Annotated in this window: 12 protein-coding genes; 5 read left to right on the top strand and 7 right to left on the bottom strand. The window is 73.8% G+C overall.

Annotated features, from left to right (window positions below; translation table 11 throughout):
- Positions 1-131 precede the first annotated feature (131 nt).
- Entirely contained in the window at positions 132-1,145 is a 1,014-nt protein-coding gene (gene gmd, locus ABZZ04_RS31250; RefSeq protein ID WP_356935594.1) for a GDP-mannose 4,6-dehydratase, read from the bottom strand.
- A 129-nt stretch (positions 1,146-1,274) separates the two neighbouring features.
- On the opposite strand from gmd, the gene ABZZ04_RS31245 reads away from it, so the two are divergent.
- Complete coding sequence (locus ABZZ04_RS31245) at positions 1,275-2,261, top strand: GDP-L-fucose synthase (RefSeq protein WP_356935593.1); 987 nt, start codon at positions 1,275-1,277, stop codon at positions 2,259-2,261.
- Positions 2,262-2,318: 57 nt separating this feature from the next.
- On the opposite strand, the gene ABZZ04_RS31240 is transcribed toward ABZZ04_RS31245, so the two are convergent.
- From ABZZ04_RS31240 to ABZZ04_RS31230, 3 genes are all read right to left on the bottom strand, one after another.
- The gene (locus ABZZ04_RS31240; RefSeq protein WP_356935592.1) at positions 2,319-3,812 is read right to left on the bottom strand and encodes a sugar transferase; all 1,494 of its coding nucleotides are present in this window, start codon (positions 3,810-3,812) and stop codon (positions 2,319-2,321) included.
- 716 nt (positions 3,813-4,528) lie between these two features.
- The gene (locus ABZZ04_RS31235) at positions 4,529-5,524 is read right to left on the bottom strand and encodes an MASE1 domain-containing protein (protein ID WP_356935591.1); all 996 of its coding nucleotides are present in this window, start codon (positions 5,522-5,524) and stop codon (positions 4,529-4,531) included.
- Between the two features lie 68 nt (positions 5,525-5,592).
- Positions 5,593-6,423: a PP2C family protein-serine/threonine phosphatase gene (locus tag ABZZ04_RS31230; protein WP_356935590.1), complete on the bottom strand. Its 831-nt coding sequence runs from the start codon at positions 6,421-6,423 to the stop codon at positions 5,593-5,595.
- A 267-nt stretch (positions 6,424-6,690) separates the two neighbouring features.
- On the opposite strand from ABZZ04_RS31230, the gene ABZZ04_RS31225 reads away from it, so the two are divergent.
- Complete coding sequence (locus ABZZ04_RS31225; protein WP_356935589.1) at positions 6,691-6,990, top strand: DUF1876 domain-containing protein; 300 nt, start codon at positions 6,691-6,693, stop codon at positions 6,988-6,990.
- A gap of 122 nt (positions 6,991-7,112) precedes the next feature.
- Entirely contained in the window at positions 7,113-8,225 is a 1,113-nt protein-coding gene (locus tag ABZZ04_RS31220; protein ID WP_356935588.1) for an XdhC/CoxI family protein, read from the top strand.
- Positions 8,226-8,313: 88 nt separating this feature from the next.
- Here the strand turns inward: ABZZ04_RS31220 and ABZZ04_RS31215 are convergent, their stop codons facing one another.
- Both ABZZ04_RS31215 and ABZZ04_RS31210 read right to left on the bottom strand, forming a co-directional pair.
- Entirely contained in the window at positions 8,314-10,017 is a 1,704-nt protein-coding gene (locus ABZZ04_RS31215) for an acyl-CoA dehydrogenase family protein (RefSeq protein ID WP_356935587.1), read from the bottom strand.
- Positions 10,018-10,106: 89 nt separating this feature from the next.
- The gene (locus ABZZ04_RS31210) at positions 10,107-10,718 is read right to left on the bottom strand and encodes a TetR/AcrR family transcriptional regulator (protein WP_356935586.1); all 612 of its coding nucleotides are present in this window, start codon (positions 10,716-10,718) and stop codon (positions 10,107-10,109) included.
- A 278-nt stretch (positions 10,719-10,996) separates the two neighbouring features.
- On the opposite strand from ABZZ04_RS31210, the gene ABZZ04_RS31205 reads away from it, so the two are divergent.
- The gene (locus tag ABZZ04_RS31205) at positions 10,997-12,682 is read left to right on the top strand and encodes a histidinol-phosphatase (protein WP_356935585.1); all 1,686 of its coding nucleotides are present in this window, start codon (positions 10,997-10,999) and stop codon (positions 12,680-12,682) included.
- A 52-nt stretch (positions 12,683-12,734) separates the two neighbouring features.
- Here the strand turns inward: ABZZ04_RS31205 and pgm are convergent, their stop codons facing one another.
- Positions 12,735-14,375: a phosphoglucomutase (alpha-D-glucose-1,6-bisphosphate-dependent) gene (gene pgm / locus ABZZ04_RS31200; RefSeq protein ID WP_356935584.1), complete on the bottom strand. Its 1,641-nt coding sequence runs from the start codon at positions 14,373-14,375 to the stop codon at positions 12,735-12,737.
- Positions 14,376-14,599: 224 nt separating this feature from the next.
- Between pgm and ABZZ04_RS31195 the strand changes: the two genes are divergently transcribed.
- The gene (locus ABZZ04_RS31195) at positions 14,600-15,109 is read left to right on the top strand and encodes a GNAT family N-acetyltransferase (protein WP_356935583.1); all 510 of its coding nucleotides are present in this window, start codon (positions 14,600-14,602) and stop codon (positions 15,107-15,109) included.
- The last annotated feature ends 130 nt before the right edge of the window (positions 15,110-15,239 follow it).

Here is a 15,239-nt window from a genome sequence, read left to right as displayed (position 1 = left end):
TCCGGTGCGGGCGGCGGGCGCGCCCGTGACGGCTCCCGGCGCCGCCGCCCGGCAGGACGACGGCCGGGCGACGCGGTGGTGCACCGGTCCGGTCCCGGGACGGGGACGGGCGCCGGACACGCGAAGGCCCCTCATCGGTCCACCCGCACGGAGGCCCCGGCGAGCTGGTCGGACAGCTGGCGGATGTCCGCCTCGACCATGATCCTGGCGAGCTCCCGCGAACGCACGGCCGGTTTCCAGCCGAGCAGTTCCTCGGCCTTCGTGGCGTCCCCGATCAGCGCGTCGACCTCGCTGGGGCGCTCGTACTTGGCGTCGTAGCGGACGTGTTCGCGCCAGTCCAGGCCCGCGTGTTCGAAGGCGTACTCCAGGAACTGCCGGACGCTCACGCCCTCGCCCGTGGCCACGACGTAGTCGTCCGGTTCGTCGCACTGGAGCATCCGCCACATCGCGTCGACGTACTCGGGGGCGTAGCCCCAGTCGCGCACGGCGTCGAGGTTGCCCAGATGGAGATGGGTCTGCAGACCCGCCTTGATCCGGGCCACCCCGCGGGTGATCTTCCGGGTCACGAAGGTCTCGCCGCGCCGCGGCGACTCGTGGTTGAAGAGGATCCCGTTGACCGCGAACATCCCGTACGCCTCACGGTAGTTGACCGTCGCCCAGTACGAGTAGACCTTCGCGACACTGTACGGGCTGCGCGGATGGAACGGGGTCTTCTCGTTCTGCGGGGGCGGGGTCGCGCCGAACATCTCCGACGACGACGCCTGGTAGATCCGGGTGTCGATGCCGCTCGCCCGGACCGCCTCCAGCAGCCGGATGGTGCCGAGCCCGGTGATGTCACCCGTGTACAGCGGTGCGTCGAACGAGACGCGTACGTGCGACTGCGCGCCCAGGTTGTAGACCTCGTCCGGCCGGATGTCGCGCAGCAGGTTCACCAGCGCGACCCCGTCGGCGAGGTCGGCGTGGTGCAGGACGAACGTGCGGTTCTCCTCCTCCGGGCCCTGGTAGATGTGGTCTATGCGCTCGGTGTTGAAGCTCGACGAACGGCGTATCAGTCCATGGACCGTGTACCCCTTGTCGAGCAGCAACTCGGACAGGTACGAACCGTCCTGTCCGGTCACGCCGGTGATGAGCGCGGTCTTCGCCACGTCTCCCCCTATCTGTGGTCGGCCGGGAGGCTGTTGTTCCCCGCCGGGAATTTCTCACCGAAACATCGGATTCGGGCGATCTGCGGCACAACGTCACCGCAGGCCGCGGCTGCTGGCAGAATCCGGGCCATGACGACTGATTTCCCCGGCTCTCCCCAGGAATCCGTCCACCCCCTCCTCCTGCGGTCCGGCGCCCGTGTGTTCGTCGCGGGGCACCGGGGCCTGGTCGGCTCGGCGGTGGTGCGCCGCCTCGCCGCCGAGGGGTACGAGGTGATCACCCGCGACCGCGACCGCCTCGATCTGCGCGACGCCGCGCGGACCGGGGCCTTCCTGCGGGAGACCCGTCCGGACGCCGTGGTGCTGGCCGCCGCCAGGGTCGGCGGGATCATGGCCAACAGCACGTACCCGGTGCAGTTCCTGGAGGACAACCTGCACATCCAGCTGAGCGTCGTGTCCGGGGCGCACGCGGCCGGTGTCGAGCGGCTGCTCTTCCTCGGCTCGTCCTGCATCTATCCCCGGCTCGCCCCGCAGCCGATCCCCGAAAGCGCCCTGCTCACCGGCCCGTTGGAGCCGACGAACGAGGCGTACGCGCTGGCCAAGATCGCCGGAGTCGTGCAGACCCGGTCCTACCGGCGGCAGTACGGCGCCTCGTACATCAGCGCCATGCCCACCAACCTCTACGGTCCGGGCGACAACTTCGACCCGGAGACCTCGCACGTCCTGCCCGCACTGATCCGCCGCTTCCACGAGGCGCGCCGGGACGGTTCGCCCGAGGTCACGCTCTGGGGCTCGGGAAGCCCCCGCCGTGAATTCCTGCACGTGGACGACCTGGCCGCCGCGTGCCTCCTGCTGCTGGAGCGCTACGACGGCGACGAACCGGTCAACATCGGCTGCGGCGAGGACCTGACGATCCGTGAACTCGCCGGTCTGGTGCGGGAAGTGACGGAATATCCGGGGAAGATCGGGTGGGACACGACGAAGCCCGACGGCACCCCGCGCAAGCTCCTGGACGTCTCCCGGCTCACCGCGCTCGGCTTCGTTCCGCGGACCGGGCTGCGCGACGGCATCTCCGGCACCTACGCGTGGTGGCTGGAGCAGCAGGAGGCGCGGGGCTGAGCCGGGCCGTGTCCGGTGGTTCCGTTCCCTGGTGTCCGGCATCGACGGCCGCCGCCCTCAGTACGCCCCGCGGCCGTCGGTGACCGCGCGCAGCGTACGGGCCATGAGCCCCATGTCCGTGGCCACCGACCAGTTGTCGACGTACCACAGGTCGAGCGAGACCGTCTCCTGCCAGGACAGGTCCGAACGGCCGCTGACCTGCCACAGGCCGGTCAGTCCGGGCTTCACCGCGAGTCGCCGCAACTCCCGCTCGTCGTAGCGGGAGACCTCCTCCGGGAGCGGGGGCCGCGGGCCGACCAGCGACATGTCGCCGCGCAACACGTTGAGCAGTTGCGGTAATTCGTCGAGGGAGGTCCGGCGCAGCAGACGCCCGATCCGGGTCACCCGGGGATCGCGGCGCATCTTGAACATCGGGCCGTCGATCTCGTTCGCCGCGACCAGTTGTGTCTTGTGGCGTTCGGCGTCCACCACCATGGTCCGGAACTTCCACATCGTGAACGGCCGGTTGTGCCGGCCGTGCCGGGTCTGGCGGTGGAACACCGGCCCGTCGGAGGCGAGCCGCACCGCCGCCCCGATCAGCAGCAGCAGGGGGGCCAGGACCAGCAGACCGAGGGCGGCGCCGACGCGGTCCACGACGGCCTTGAGGAGTGGTTGCGGCCCCCGGCGCAGGGGCGGTGCGACGTGCAGCAGGGTGAGTCCGGCCGCGGCGACGGGCCGTACCCGGCCGGCCGCGACGCCGGAGAGCCCCGACAGCACGGACAGCGAGAGCCCGCCGTCGTGCAGGCCCCAGAAGAGCCGGCGCAGCCGTTCGTCGGAGAGCTGCGGCCCCGGCACCACCAGCGCCAGGTCGGCGTCCTGGGCGAAGGCCCCGCCCAGCACCGTGGACACGTCGTCGTCGGCCGGTGCCGGTGCGAGCCGGCCCGGCACCGGCACCCCGCACTCCAACGGCGCGTCGCCCACCGGTATCGCGGCCACCACCGAGTACGGATGACCCGCGCGGGACGCGAGCGAGCGGACGACCCGGTCCACCCCGGCGGCCTCGCCGACGACCAGCACCCGCCGGGCCGTCCGCTCGCGGCGCCCCGGCCACGGCAGCCGCCGCGCCGCCTGCGCCGCGACACCCACCAGCAGACCGGGCAGCAGGGCCACGACGGCCGTCCGGGGGTCGGTCGAACCACCGGTCACGGTACGCAGCACGGCGAGCGCGCCTATGAGCAGCAGCCAGTCGCCGGCCGCGCCGGATATCTTCGGCGGCCGGTGCGCGTAACGTCCGCGCACGGCCCGCACGACGACCCACACCAGTGTGGCCGCGACGGCGGCGAACACACTGCGCGGCTGCCCGCCGGTCCACAGGACGAACCACGCCGGAACCCCGAGCCCCAGCAGTTCGGCGCCGACGACGGCCGGCAGGAACCGGACCCCTCCCCGCTCCGCCGCGGTCGGTCCGCAGGGACGGTGCGGTACGACCGGTGCCCTCCACAATTCGTCAAGTCCGTTGCCGCGAGGCCGATTCGGAACGGAGCGCGGGCGCGGTGCCCCCGCCAGCCCCACGAGTCCCGATCGATCCGAATCGGGTAGCTCGACATGCCCCATGAACCCCCCAGTCACAGTTGCATCGCCATAAACGGGGCGCATCCGCCGATCCCATGGACTGACGGATGCGCCCTCGCTCGGTGCACGATATCCACAGACGTGCCATTTCGCTGGAGTTCTCGTGAAGTTCAGACATGCGCACTGACTCGGGTCTCGTCCCGTTCCGCGCCGGATCCTGTGGTCTGTGGGTGACTGTCGGCATTTGGAAGGCACCTGAATCGGGTCGTGTGCGGACATGTGCGCCACCGACTGCGTGGCCTGTCCACCAGGTTCGTCCGCGACCGAGCGGTGCCGGGAGACCTTCCCCGGCCAACAAACGAATGAACGGGCGCGAGGTGACGCCCCGGGGGGAACGGGGCCGGAATCTCACGTTCGGGGCGAGGTGGCGGCATATGCCGTGGCTCTGCCGCGGCCGTGGGCGGGGATGACACCCGGGGCGCGGGACCGTCGGGAGGAGCGGACGGCGACGGTCGATGGCCGGATCGTTTCGGCACATGCGATCGGGTCCGTGCGCCGGTGCCGGCGCCCGTGCCCGGGGCCGTGCGCCCGTGTCCGGGGCCGCTTCCCTCCCGGGGCGTCTTCGGCGCGTGAGGACGCCCGTGCGTGCCGACGCCCCGGGCGCGGGGCACCCGGGGCGTGCGGTCGTCGGGCGCGCGCCGGGGCGGTGCGACCGGTCAGCGGTTGTCGAGCCTGTTCCCGGACCGGGGCGGCCAGGCGGCCGTGCCCCGCCCCGGCGCCAGATGGTCGACCACCTCGGCCAGCTCCTCGCAGGCCCGCTCGATCCTGGACCGGACGTTGTTCTGCTCGGTCACCACCGCCGCGAGCAGGAGCGCGGTCAGGGCCACGGAACCGTTGAACACGGTGAGGTCGACCATCACGTGCAGGATGCTCCGGCCCGCGAACGGGCCCACCCCCTCCGCGGCCGCCACGGCGGCCAGGACCGACACCAGGAAGGCGCAGGGCGCGCTGCCCGCCAGCTGGAAGCGCAGGGCCGCCCAGATCAGCAGCGGGAACACCAGATAGATCAGCGCCAGCGACCCCCTGGTCGCCAGCAGCGCCACCACGGCGGAGACGACCAGCAGCGCGCCCGCCTCGATCCACCGGTCGGTGGCCCGCGGCATCCGGGCCCCGCGCAGTACGAGCAGCAGGGGAGTGACCACCAGGACGCCCATCGCGTCCCCCGACCACCACGCCGCCCAGACCGGCCAGAACCCGTCCAGGGGCAGCTTGCCGTCCAGCACCAGCATGCCCGTGCCCACGGTCGCGCTGATGACCATCCCGCCCAGCGCGCCGAGGAAGACGAGCACGACACCGTCGCGCAGCCGGTCCAGCTCCCTGCGGAAACCGACCCTGCGCAGTATGAGGTACGAACAGAGGGGGGCCAGGGTGTTGCCTGCCACGACGACGAAGGTGGAGGGCGTGACCGAGCCGCTGAGCGTGGCGACCACGAGGAGCGAGCCCAGCGCGATGCCGGGCCAGACCCCCGGACCCAGGCAGAGCAGGGCGCCCAGCGCGATGCCGGTCGGCGGCCACAGCGGGGTGACGACCGCGCCGTGGACGGACACCTCCTGGATCAGGCCGAGCCCTCCGGCCGCGTAGTAGGCAGCGGCGACGGCCAGGTTGCGCAGTGCGGCCGCGGCCGCACGTCCGGTTCTCTCGCTGCGGATCACACATCTCATCAGAACACCGCCCGGACGGGGGCGGCCGTGTGACACGCGCGGCCCGGCGGGTCCGGGCCTCACTCCCGGCCGGGAACGGCCCCGTGCCGCACCACGAGAACGGCGGCGTCGTCCTGGTGCCCGGTCTGCTCCGCCGCCCCCAGGACCGCGTCGGCCAGCTCCCCGGCGTCGGCGCGCACCCGTGAGAGCACCAGCCGGGCCACCGCGTCCAGCCCCTGGTCGATCGGGAACGAGGGCCCCTCCACCACACCGTCCGTGAGCAGCACGAACGCCCCGCAGTCCGTCAGCCGCCGCCGGGTGACCGGGTAGCGCTCGCCCGGCTGGATGCCCAGCGGCAGACCGCCCTCGTCGTTGGTGACGCCGAAGCGCCCGTCGGCCGTGGCCCACACCGCCGCGACGTGCCCGGCACGGGCGCTGTGCAGCTCCCGCGACTTCGGGTCGAGGCGGACGAACGTGCAGGTCGCGAAGAGGCCGGAGTCCACCGACACGAGCAGGTCGTTGGTCCGGCCCACGATCTCGCCGGGATCCGCGGCGGTGGCGGCGATGGCCCGCATGGCGACCCGGATCTGGCCCATGAACGCGGCCGCCTCGACGTCGTGGCCCTGCACGTCCCCGATGGCGAACGCCAGCGCGCCGTCCGGCAGCACGAAGCCGTCGTACCAGTCGCCGCCGATGTCCAGCCCGCTGCGGGCCGGGGTGTACCGGGCGGCGGTCTGGAGCCCTGGCCGGGCGGGCAGCGAGGCGGGCAGCATCTCCCGCTGGAGGGCCTCCGCCAGTTCCACCCGGGCCTGGTGCAGCTCCACCTCGCGGCGCGCCCGGGACGTCAGCTGCTGCAGTGTGGTGAGCAGCTCCTGGGCGCTGGCCGAGCGGGGAGGCCGACGCCGGTTCATGGGCCGCTCCCCCCTGCGTCTCGTCCGCGGGGCGCGAGGCGCGGCACGGGTCCTGCCGCAGGGGCCCTCCGGGACATCGCCGGAACGGCGCCGTCGGCCGGCCGTCGCCCGTCTCCGGCGGATTTCGGTTCCCTGCATCCTACGGCGGAGGTGTGATCCGCGCAGGGCGAGCGGGAACGGGCGGACGCGCCGGGACGGGGGGATCCTGGTGACAGGACCGCGCCGAGGCGGTGCACCGGACCGGGCGCGGTCGCAGGGAGGTGCGCGATGACCCGCACACTGGAGTGGCGGCTCCGCCTCGGGCTGACCGAGGACGACGGGACGACCAGGGCCGAGGCGGTGCTGGACACCGGCGCCGCGAAGCTCACCGGGCACGGGGTCGCCCGCTGCAACCCGCAGGACGTGGACGTGCCCGCCATCGGCGACGAACTCGCGGCGAGCCGCGCCATGAAGGACGTCGCCGCACAGCTGATGAGGGCCGCCGACAAGGACCTGGAGGACGTCGGGGCCGGGCCCGCGAGCGGACCCGTCTCCCCTCCGTACGCATGGTCCGACACCACGGGCTGAACCCGGGCCCGGACGCCCGGCGACGGCGCTCGGCGCGGGGTGGTTCCCCCTGCCCGCCGGGCGGGGGCACGGTCGCACCGTCCCGGGGCGGCCGGTGACGGCGGCACGGGGAAGGACGGCCGATGCGTGAGATCCTCCCGACGCTCGCCCGCTGGTACGCCGCCGGGGAACCGTTCGGGCTCGCCACCGTCGTCGCGGTCGGCCGCAGCGCACCGCGCGGCCCCGGCGCGGCGATGGCCGTGGGGCCGGGCGACGAGGTCGTGGGCAGCGTCTCCGGCGGCTGTGTCGAGGGCGCGGTCCTCGAACTGGCGAAGGAGGTCGTGGAGACCGGCCGGGCCCGGCTGGAGACCTTCGGGTACGGGGACGAGGACGCCTTCGCCGTCGGGCTCACCTGCGGAGGGGAGATCACCTTCCTCGTGCGCCCCGTGACGGCCGCGAGGAACCCGGCCTTCGGCGAGGCCGCCGAGGCGGTCGCCGGGCACCGGCCGGTGGTGGTGGCCACCGTGGCGGACGGGCCGGCCCCGCGCGGCGCCTGCCTCGCGGTCCGGCCGGACACCGTGACGGGGACGCTCGGCACGAGCGGCCTGGACGCCGCCGTGACCGCCGACGCGCGCGGGGAACTCGCCCTGGGCGCCACGGGCCTGCGGCACTACGGACCGCACGGCGAACGGCGCGAGGACGACGTCGCCGTGTTCCTCCAGTCCTTCGCCCCGCCGCCCCGGATGCTGGTCTTCGGCGCGATCGACTTCGCGGCGGCGACGGCACGCATCGGCGCGTTCCTCGGCTACCGGGTCACCGTCTGCGACGCCCGCCCGGTGTTCGCCGACCCGCGCCGCTTCCCGGACGGCGCCGAGGTCGTCGTCGACTGGCCGCACCGGTACCTGAGCGGCACGGAGACCGACGGGCGGACCGTGGTGTGCGTACTCACCCACGACCCCAAGTTCGACGTCCCGTTGCTGGAGGTGGCGCTGCGCGCCCCGGCCGCGTACATCGGGGCGATGGGCAGCCGGCGGACCCACGAGGACCGGCTCGCCCGGCTGCGCGGGGCCGGTCTGGGCGAGGCCGAACTGGCGCGGCTGCGCTCGCCCGTCGGCCTGGACCTGGGCGCCCGCACGCCGGAGGAGGTCGCCGTCTCGATCGCGGCGGAGATCGTCGCCCTGCGCTGGGGCGGCACCGGCCTCCCGCTCTCGGACACCTCCGGGGCGATCCACCGGCCGAGCCCCGGGCCCGGGTGACCGCGGGAGCGGGCAGCCCCCGGCGCCCGGCCGTCCCCGGTGGGCGGCCCGGGCCGCACCCGCCCCCACACCGGGGAGCCCTCGCGGATCAGCCGGCGGCGCCGAAGTGCCGTTCCACGATCGTCGCCGCGTCGGTGCCGCGCGGCAGGATGCCGTACTGGTGGCCGCGGCCCTCGCCGAGCCGGGCGGCGACGAACGCCTCGGCCGACGCCGAGGGGGCGTGCCGGAGCATCAGCGACGCCTGCAGGGCCAGCGCCATGCCCTCGACCGTGGCACGGGCCCGGGTCTGCGCGGCGAGCGGGTCGCCCAGGTCGTCCGCGAGTTCCCGGCGCACCCGGCGCACATGCGCGTCCAGCACGTCACTGGCACCCGCCGTGGTGTCCAGCTCGGCCCAGAAGGCGTCCAGCGACTGCGGGGTCCTGGCGATGCCCCGGAGCACGTCGAGGGCGATGACGTTGCCGGACCCCTCCCACACCGCCATCACCGGCTGCTCGCGGTAGCGGCGGGCCAGCGGCCAGTCCTCGGTGTAGCCGTTGCCGCCCAGGCACTCCAGCGCCTCGTAGGCGTGGTGCGGGCCGCGCTTGCAGATCCAGTACTTCGACACGGCGGTGGCCAGCCGGCGGAACATCACCTCGGACTCGCCGCTGTCGCTCTCGTACGCGTGCGCCAGGCGCAGCGAGGTCCAGGTCGCCGCCTCCGTCTCCAGCGCCAGGTCCGCCAGGACCGCCGCCATGGCCGGCTGGTCGGCCAGCCGGGCGCCGAAGGCACTGCGGTGGCGGGCGTGCCAGATCGCCTCGGACACCGACTGGCGCATGCCCGCGGTGGTGCCGAGCACGCAGTCCAGCCGGGTGTGGTTGACCATCTCGATGATGGTCGGCACGCCGCGGCCCGGCTCGCCGACCCGGACCGCCCAGGTGCCGTCGAACTCCACCTCGGACGAGGCGTTCGACTTGTTGCCGAGCTTGTTCTTCAGCCGCTGGACGCGGATGGTGTTGCGGGTCCCGTCGGGCAGCACCCGCGGCACGAGGAAGCAGGTGAGCCCCGCCTCGGCCTGGGCCAGGACCAGGAAGGCATCCGACTGCGGGGCGGAGAAGAACCACTTGTGGCCGGTCAGCAGATGGGCCCGGCCCTCGGGGTCGGAGGCCAGCGGGACGGCCCGGGTGGTGTTGGCGCGGACGTCGGAGCCGCCCTGCTTCTCCGTCATCCCCATGCCGAAGGTGAGCCCGGACTTCTCGCCAGGGGCGATCGTGCGGGGGTCGTACGAACGGCTCAGCAGCCCCGGCAGCCAGTCCCGCCCCACCTCCGGATCGCGCTGCAGGACCGGGACCACGGCGTGCGACATGGACATCGGGCAGGCGTGACCGGGCTCGACCTGGGCGAACAGCATGAACGAGGCCGCCCGCCCCACCGCCGCGCCGGGCTTCGGATCGGCCCAGCCCGCCGTGTGCGTGCCGTGCGCGACGGACGCGCCGATGATCTCGTGGTACGCGGGGTGGAACTCGATCTCGTCGACGCGGTGACCGTAGCGGTCATGGGTGCGCAGGACCGGCGGGGAGGTGTGGGCCAGCTCCGCGTCGGTCTGGAACCGCTCGGAGCCGACCAGCGTGCCGATCTCGTGCAGCTCCGGCTCGTGCCCGGCGGCACCGAAGACGCGGACGGCCTCGACGAGCGGCAGGTTGGTGCCGTACTCGTCGAGACCGGTCCTGGGCGGAGCCTGGTTGGTGACCTCGTGGGTGGGGTGCGGCGCGGGGGCCGTGGCCCCGGGGCCGGTCCGGTGCGCGGTGACGGTCATGTCGGTCCTGTCCTGGGTCGACGGGGTGGGCGGCGGTCGGTCCGTGTCCGGAGCCGGCCGGGCGGCCGTCGGGGCCGCCCGGCCGGCGCTCAGGCGCTCCTGGCGCCGACCGCTCTGAGGCACAGCATCGTGATGCTCTCCACGACCGGCGCCGGGTCGGTCCGCACGCCGACCGGCGACAACGGGCCGATCAGCGCCTCGCCGACCGCGCCGATCACGGCGGCCGCCGACAACCGGGCGTCCTGCGGGGGCAGATCACCCGAATCGACACCGGCGACGATGATCGTCTCGGCGAGGTCGTGATAGCCGCGCCGGTAGGCCAGCCGCTCCTCCTCGACGAGCGGGTCGACCGGCTCGGCCAGCAGCGCCCAGGCCGTACGGGGGGCGCGCAGGGCACGGTACGAGAAGACCTCGACGAGGGCGCGCAGCTGCTCGGCGACCCCCTCCCGGTCCCGTACGGCCTTGCGCACCGCGTCGAGCTCGTGGCCCGCGACGTGCCGGAAGACCGCGGCCAGCAGCTCCTGCTTGGAGGCGAAGTGGTTGTACACGCTGCCGGTGGAGACGTCGGCCCGCCGGGCGAGCGCGGACACACTGGCTGCGGCGTAGCCGCCCTCGGCCAGCAGTTGCCGTGCCGCGTCGAGCAGCCGCTCGCGGTGCGCGAGCCGGGTCGCCTCCGTACGGGCGGTGGGTCGGTAGGCCACGATGGTCTGAACCTCGATTCACATCTTCAGCTCTCCACTCAACCACTGTCGCCCCCCTCGGCGCAATGGTTCTGCGACGGGTGAGGGGGAGCGGACGCCGTCCCGGCCCGACCCGAGCCCCGCGGCGGGCCCGGCGGCACCGGTGTGCCACGGGGGCGCCCCCCGCACTTCGGCCCCGGTTCACCCGGCCGTTCCGGAACCGGGAAATCCTCATGGCGGCGGCACCGGGGTCCGGACCGCGGAACGATGCCGTCCCGCACGAAGGAGAACCACACCCCATGTACCGACCCGTGCCCGAATGGGCCGACCCCCAGGTGCCCGCGGAGTCGCTCGACCCCCAGGGGCTCAGCCGCCGAGGGCTGATGCGCCGCGCCGGCCTGTTCGGAGCGGCCTTCGCCGCCGCCTCGCTGCCGTTGCCGGCACTGGCCGACGGGCGGGGGGACCGGTCCCCCGGGCACGGGCACGGGGGAGGCAACGGGCACGCCCCCGATCTGGTCTACCTGGTCGGGGACCACCACAACCACTCCGTCTACAGCCACGACGCCAAGTACACCTTCTCCCAACTCGCCACGGCGGGACAGAAGTTCGGCCTCGACTGGATGGTCTTCACCGAGCACAGCAACATCGGCCACGCCGAGCGCGGCGCCGCGCTCGAACACCGGGAGATCCTGCGGGCCCGCGCCGAGAACAGGCGCATGCTGATCTTCCAGGGACTGGAGTGGTACATCCCCGGCGCCGAGCACTGCACCGTCTTCTCGCCGCCCGGACGGCACGAGGTCGACCTGCTCACCCGCTTCGAGGAGGCCTTCGACGGCAAGCTGCTCGGCTACACGGCCGGCGCCCCGACGCACCCCGACACCCCGCGCAACGAGGCGCACGCGATCAAGGCCCTGAAGTGGCTGGCCGAGCAGCGCCGCACCCGGTACGTCGACGACGTCCTCGTCCTCGCCAACCACCCCATGCGGCTCGGCATCGACTCCCCGCACGAGATGCGCGGCTGGCGCGACGCCGCCCCCGAGATCATGATCGGCATGGAGGGCGCCCCCGGCGCCCAGGCCGGTGCGATCCCGGGCTGGCACCCGGACACCAACGTCCGCGGCGAGTACACCAATTCGCCCTCCGCCGACTCCTGGCCCGGCTACCCGCGCGAGGCGTACGTCACCCACGGCGGCTTCGACTGGGCGACCGCGACCGTCGGCGGCCTGTGGGACGCGATGCTGGCGGAGGGCAAGCTCTTCACGATCACCTCCAACTCCGACGTCCACCGCGTCGCACAGGACACCTGGGTCAACGGCGCCTGGCCGCCCGGACAGGACTTCGACGGCACCGGCCGCCTCCCCGACCCGTACGACACCACCGAGCCGCAGCCCGGCGGCGACTTCTGGCCCGGCCAGTTCAGCCGCACGCACGTCGGCGTCACCCGGTACGGCTACCGGCACGTGATGGAGGGGCTGCGGGCCGGCCGGGTCTGGGTCGACCACGGCCACCTCGTCGACGGCATCGACGTCAAGGTGCGCGGCGAGCGCGGCAACAGCGCCACGCTCGGCGGCCGGCTGCGCGCCCGGCGCGGCGAGCGGCTCACCCTCACCGTCACGGTGACCGCGGCCTCCCGCCGCAACCCGTACGGAGTGCTGCCGCGCCTGGAGCACGTCGACGTCATCCGCGGCGCGGTCCGCGGCCCGGCCGCCGACCGCGACGACTGGCACGCCCCGGACACCCGGGTCGCCCACACCGCCGATGTGTCGGGCCGCCGCGGCACGTACACCCTGCGCATCCCGGTCGGGCGCGCGGACGAATCGTTCTACCTGCGGCTGCGCGGCAGCGACGGCAGGCGCAACGGGGCGGGCTTCCTCGGCGCGGCGATCGACCCGCACGGCCCGCAGCCGCACGAGCCCGGCAAGGGCAACCCGTGGCTCGACACCTGGTTCTACACCAACCCGGTCTTCGTGGACGTCGTGCGCTGAACCCGCCGTACGGTCGGGGCGGCCCGGGGAACGGGGCCGCCCCGACCGGCGCTCAGGCGTCCAGCGCCGCGGAGACCACGGCCTTCGCCTCCTCCTGGACCCGGGCGAGGTGGTCACCGCCCAGGAAGGACTCCGCGTAGATCTTGTAGACGTCCTCGGTGCCCGAGGGGCGGGCGGCGAACCAGGCGTTCTCCGTGGTCACCTTGATGCCGCCGATCGGCGCGCCGTTGCCCGGCGCCTCCGTGAGCACGGCCGTGACCCGCTCGCCGGCCAGGGTGTCGGCCGTGACCTGCTCGGGGGACAGCCGGGCGAGCACCGCCTTCTGCGCGCGGTCGGCGGGGGCGTCGATCCGGGCGTACGCCGGTTCGCCGAACCGCTCGGTGAGCGCCGCGTAGCGCTGGGAGGGGGACTCGCCGGTCACCGCGAGGATCTCGGAGGCGAGCAGCGCCAGGATGATGCCGTCCTTGTCGGTCGTCCACACCGAGCCGTCCCGGCGCAGGAACGACGCACCGGCGGACTCCTCGCCGCCGAAGCCGAGCGAGCCGTCCAGCAGCCCGTCCACGAACCACTTGAAGCCGACCGGCACCTCCACCAGTTCGCGGCCGAGGTCGGCGGCGACCCGGTCGATCATCCCCGAGGAGACCAGCGTCTTGCCGACCCCCGCGGAGGCCGGCCACCGGTCGCGGTGCGCGTACAGGTAGCCGATGGCGACGGCGAGGTAGTGGTTCGGGTTCATCAGCCCGGCGTCCGGGGTCACGATGCCGTGCCGGTCGGCGTCGGCGTCGTTCCCCGTCGCGATCTGGAACCGGTCCCGCTGCTCGATCAGCGAGGCCATCGCGTACGGCGACGAACAGTCCATCCGGATCTTCCCGTCCCAGTCCAGCGTCATGAAGCGCCAGGTGGGGTCCGTCAGCGGGTTGACCACGGTCAGGTCGAGCCGGTGCTCCTCGGCGATGCGGCCCCAGTACGCGACGGAGGCGCCGCCCAGCGGATCGGCGCCGATCCGCACCCCGGCCGAGCGGATCGCGTCCAGGTCGAGCACCGACGGCAGGTCGGCCACGTACGAACCGAGGAAGTCGTACGTCCCGGTGGTCGACGCCGCCCGCGCCCGGGCGTACGGCAGCCGGCGCACGTCCTTCATGCCGCCGGCGATGATCTCGTTGGCCCGGTCCTGGATCCAGCCGGTGGCGTCCGACCCGGCCGGTCCGCCGTTCGGCGGGTTGTACTTGAACCCGCCGTCGCCGGGCGGGTTGTGGGACGGGGTGACCACCACGCCGTCGGCGGGCCGCGAGGTCCTGCCCCGGTTGTGGGCGAGCACCGCGTGCGACACCGCGGGCGTCGGGGTGTACCCGTCCGCCGGGTCGACGAGCACGGTCACGTCGTTGGCGGCGAAAACCTCCAGGGCGGTGACCCGGGCCGGCTCCGACAGCGCGTGGGTGTCGGCCCCCAGGAACAGCGGACCGTCCGTGCCCCGGCGCGCCCGGTACTCGCTGATGGCCTGGCTGGTGGCGGCGATGTGGTCCTCGTTGAACGCGGTGGCCGCGGACGAACCGCGGTGGCCGGAGGTGCCGAACGCCACCCGCTGGTCCGGTTCGGCCGGATCCGGACGCAGGGCGTAATACGCCGTCACCAGCCGGGCCACATCGGTGAGGTCCTCCGGCCGGGCCGGCTGTCCAGCTCGTTCGTGCGGCATCTGCCCACTCCTCCGTATCGGTCGGTCGTGATCTTCCCCCGCCACATCTTCGCGGGTGGCCGGTGCGGCCCGACGACCGGCCCGCCGCGGACCGGGGCGGGGCTGCGACGGGTCAATCCCGTGGAGCCGTCGGGCCGTCCCGGCATATGTTCGTCCACGACGACGGACGGTTCACCGCGCACCGTGCGACGTGGCGGGATTCCGGCCGGACCAGGAGGGGCGAGATGACGACGGACGAGACGATGGCGGACGAACGGGCACGGGACGGCGGAGTACGGCTGCGCCGGGCCACCGCCGAGGACGCCGGTCCGCTCACCCGGCTCTTCCTCGCCTCCCGCACCGCGGCCATGCCGTATCTGCCGAAGGTGCACAGCGACGAGGACACGCTCGCCTGGATGACCCATGTCGTCCTGCCCGGGACGACGGTGTGGATCGCGGAGGCCGGCACCGGGGACGGGGCGGGGGAGCCGCTGGGGTTCGTCTCCGTCGACGGGACCGAACTGGAGCATCTGTACCTGCGCCCCGACGCGCGGCGCCGGGGCGTCGGATCGCTGCTGCTGGACCGGGCGCGCCGCTCCTCGGCCGGAGAACTCACGCTGTACGTCTTCCGGCGCAACACCGACGCGCGGGCCTTCTACGAACGGCACGGCTTCACCGCGATCGCGTTCGACGACGGCAGCCGCAACGAGGAGCGGGAACCGGACGTCAGATACCGGTGGACCGCGAACGGCTGACGACGCCCGTTCCCCGCGGTCCCGGTGGCCCGTCCGCCCGTCGCACCGCCGCCCGCGCCAGGTCGTTGCGCGCGGTCTCCTCGTCGATGTCGAGCAGCGGCCGCAGACCCCACACGGGGGCCAGCATCGC

Origin of the sequence: Streptomyces sp. NPDC006435 (genome assembly GCF_040612315.1) — a bacterium.
Taxonomy (GTDB): domain Bacteria; phylum Actinomycetota; class Actinomycetes; order Streptomycetales; family Streptomycetaceae; genus Streptomyces.
Note: the sequence above shows the minus strand (reverse complement) of the source record. Positions and strands in the feature narration are given on the sequence as shown.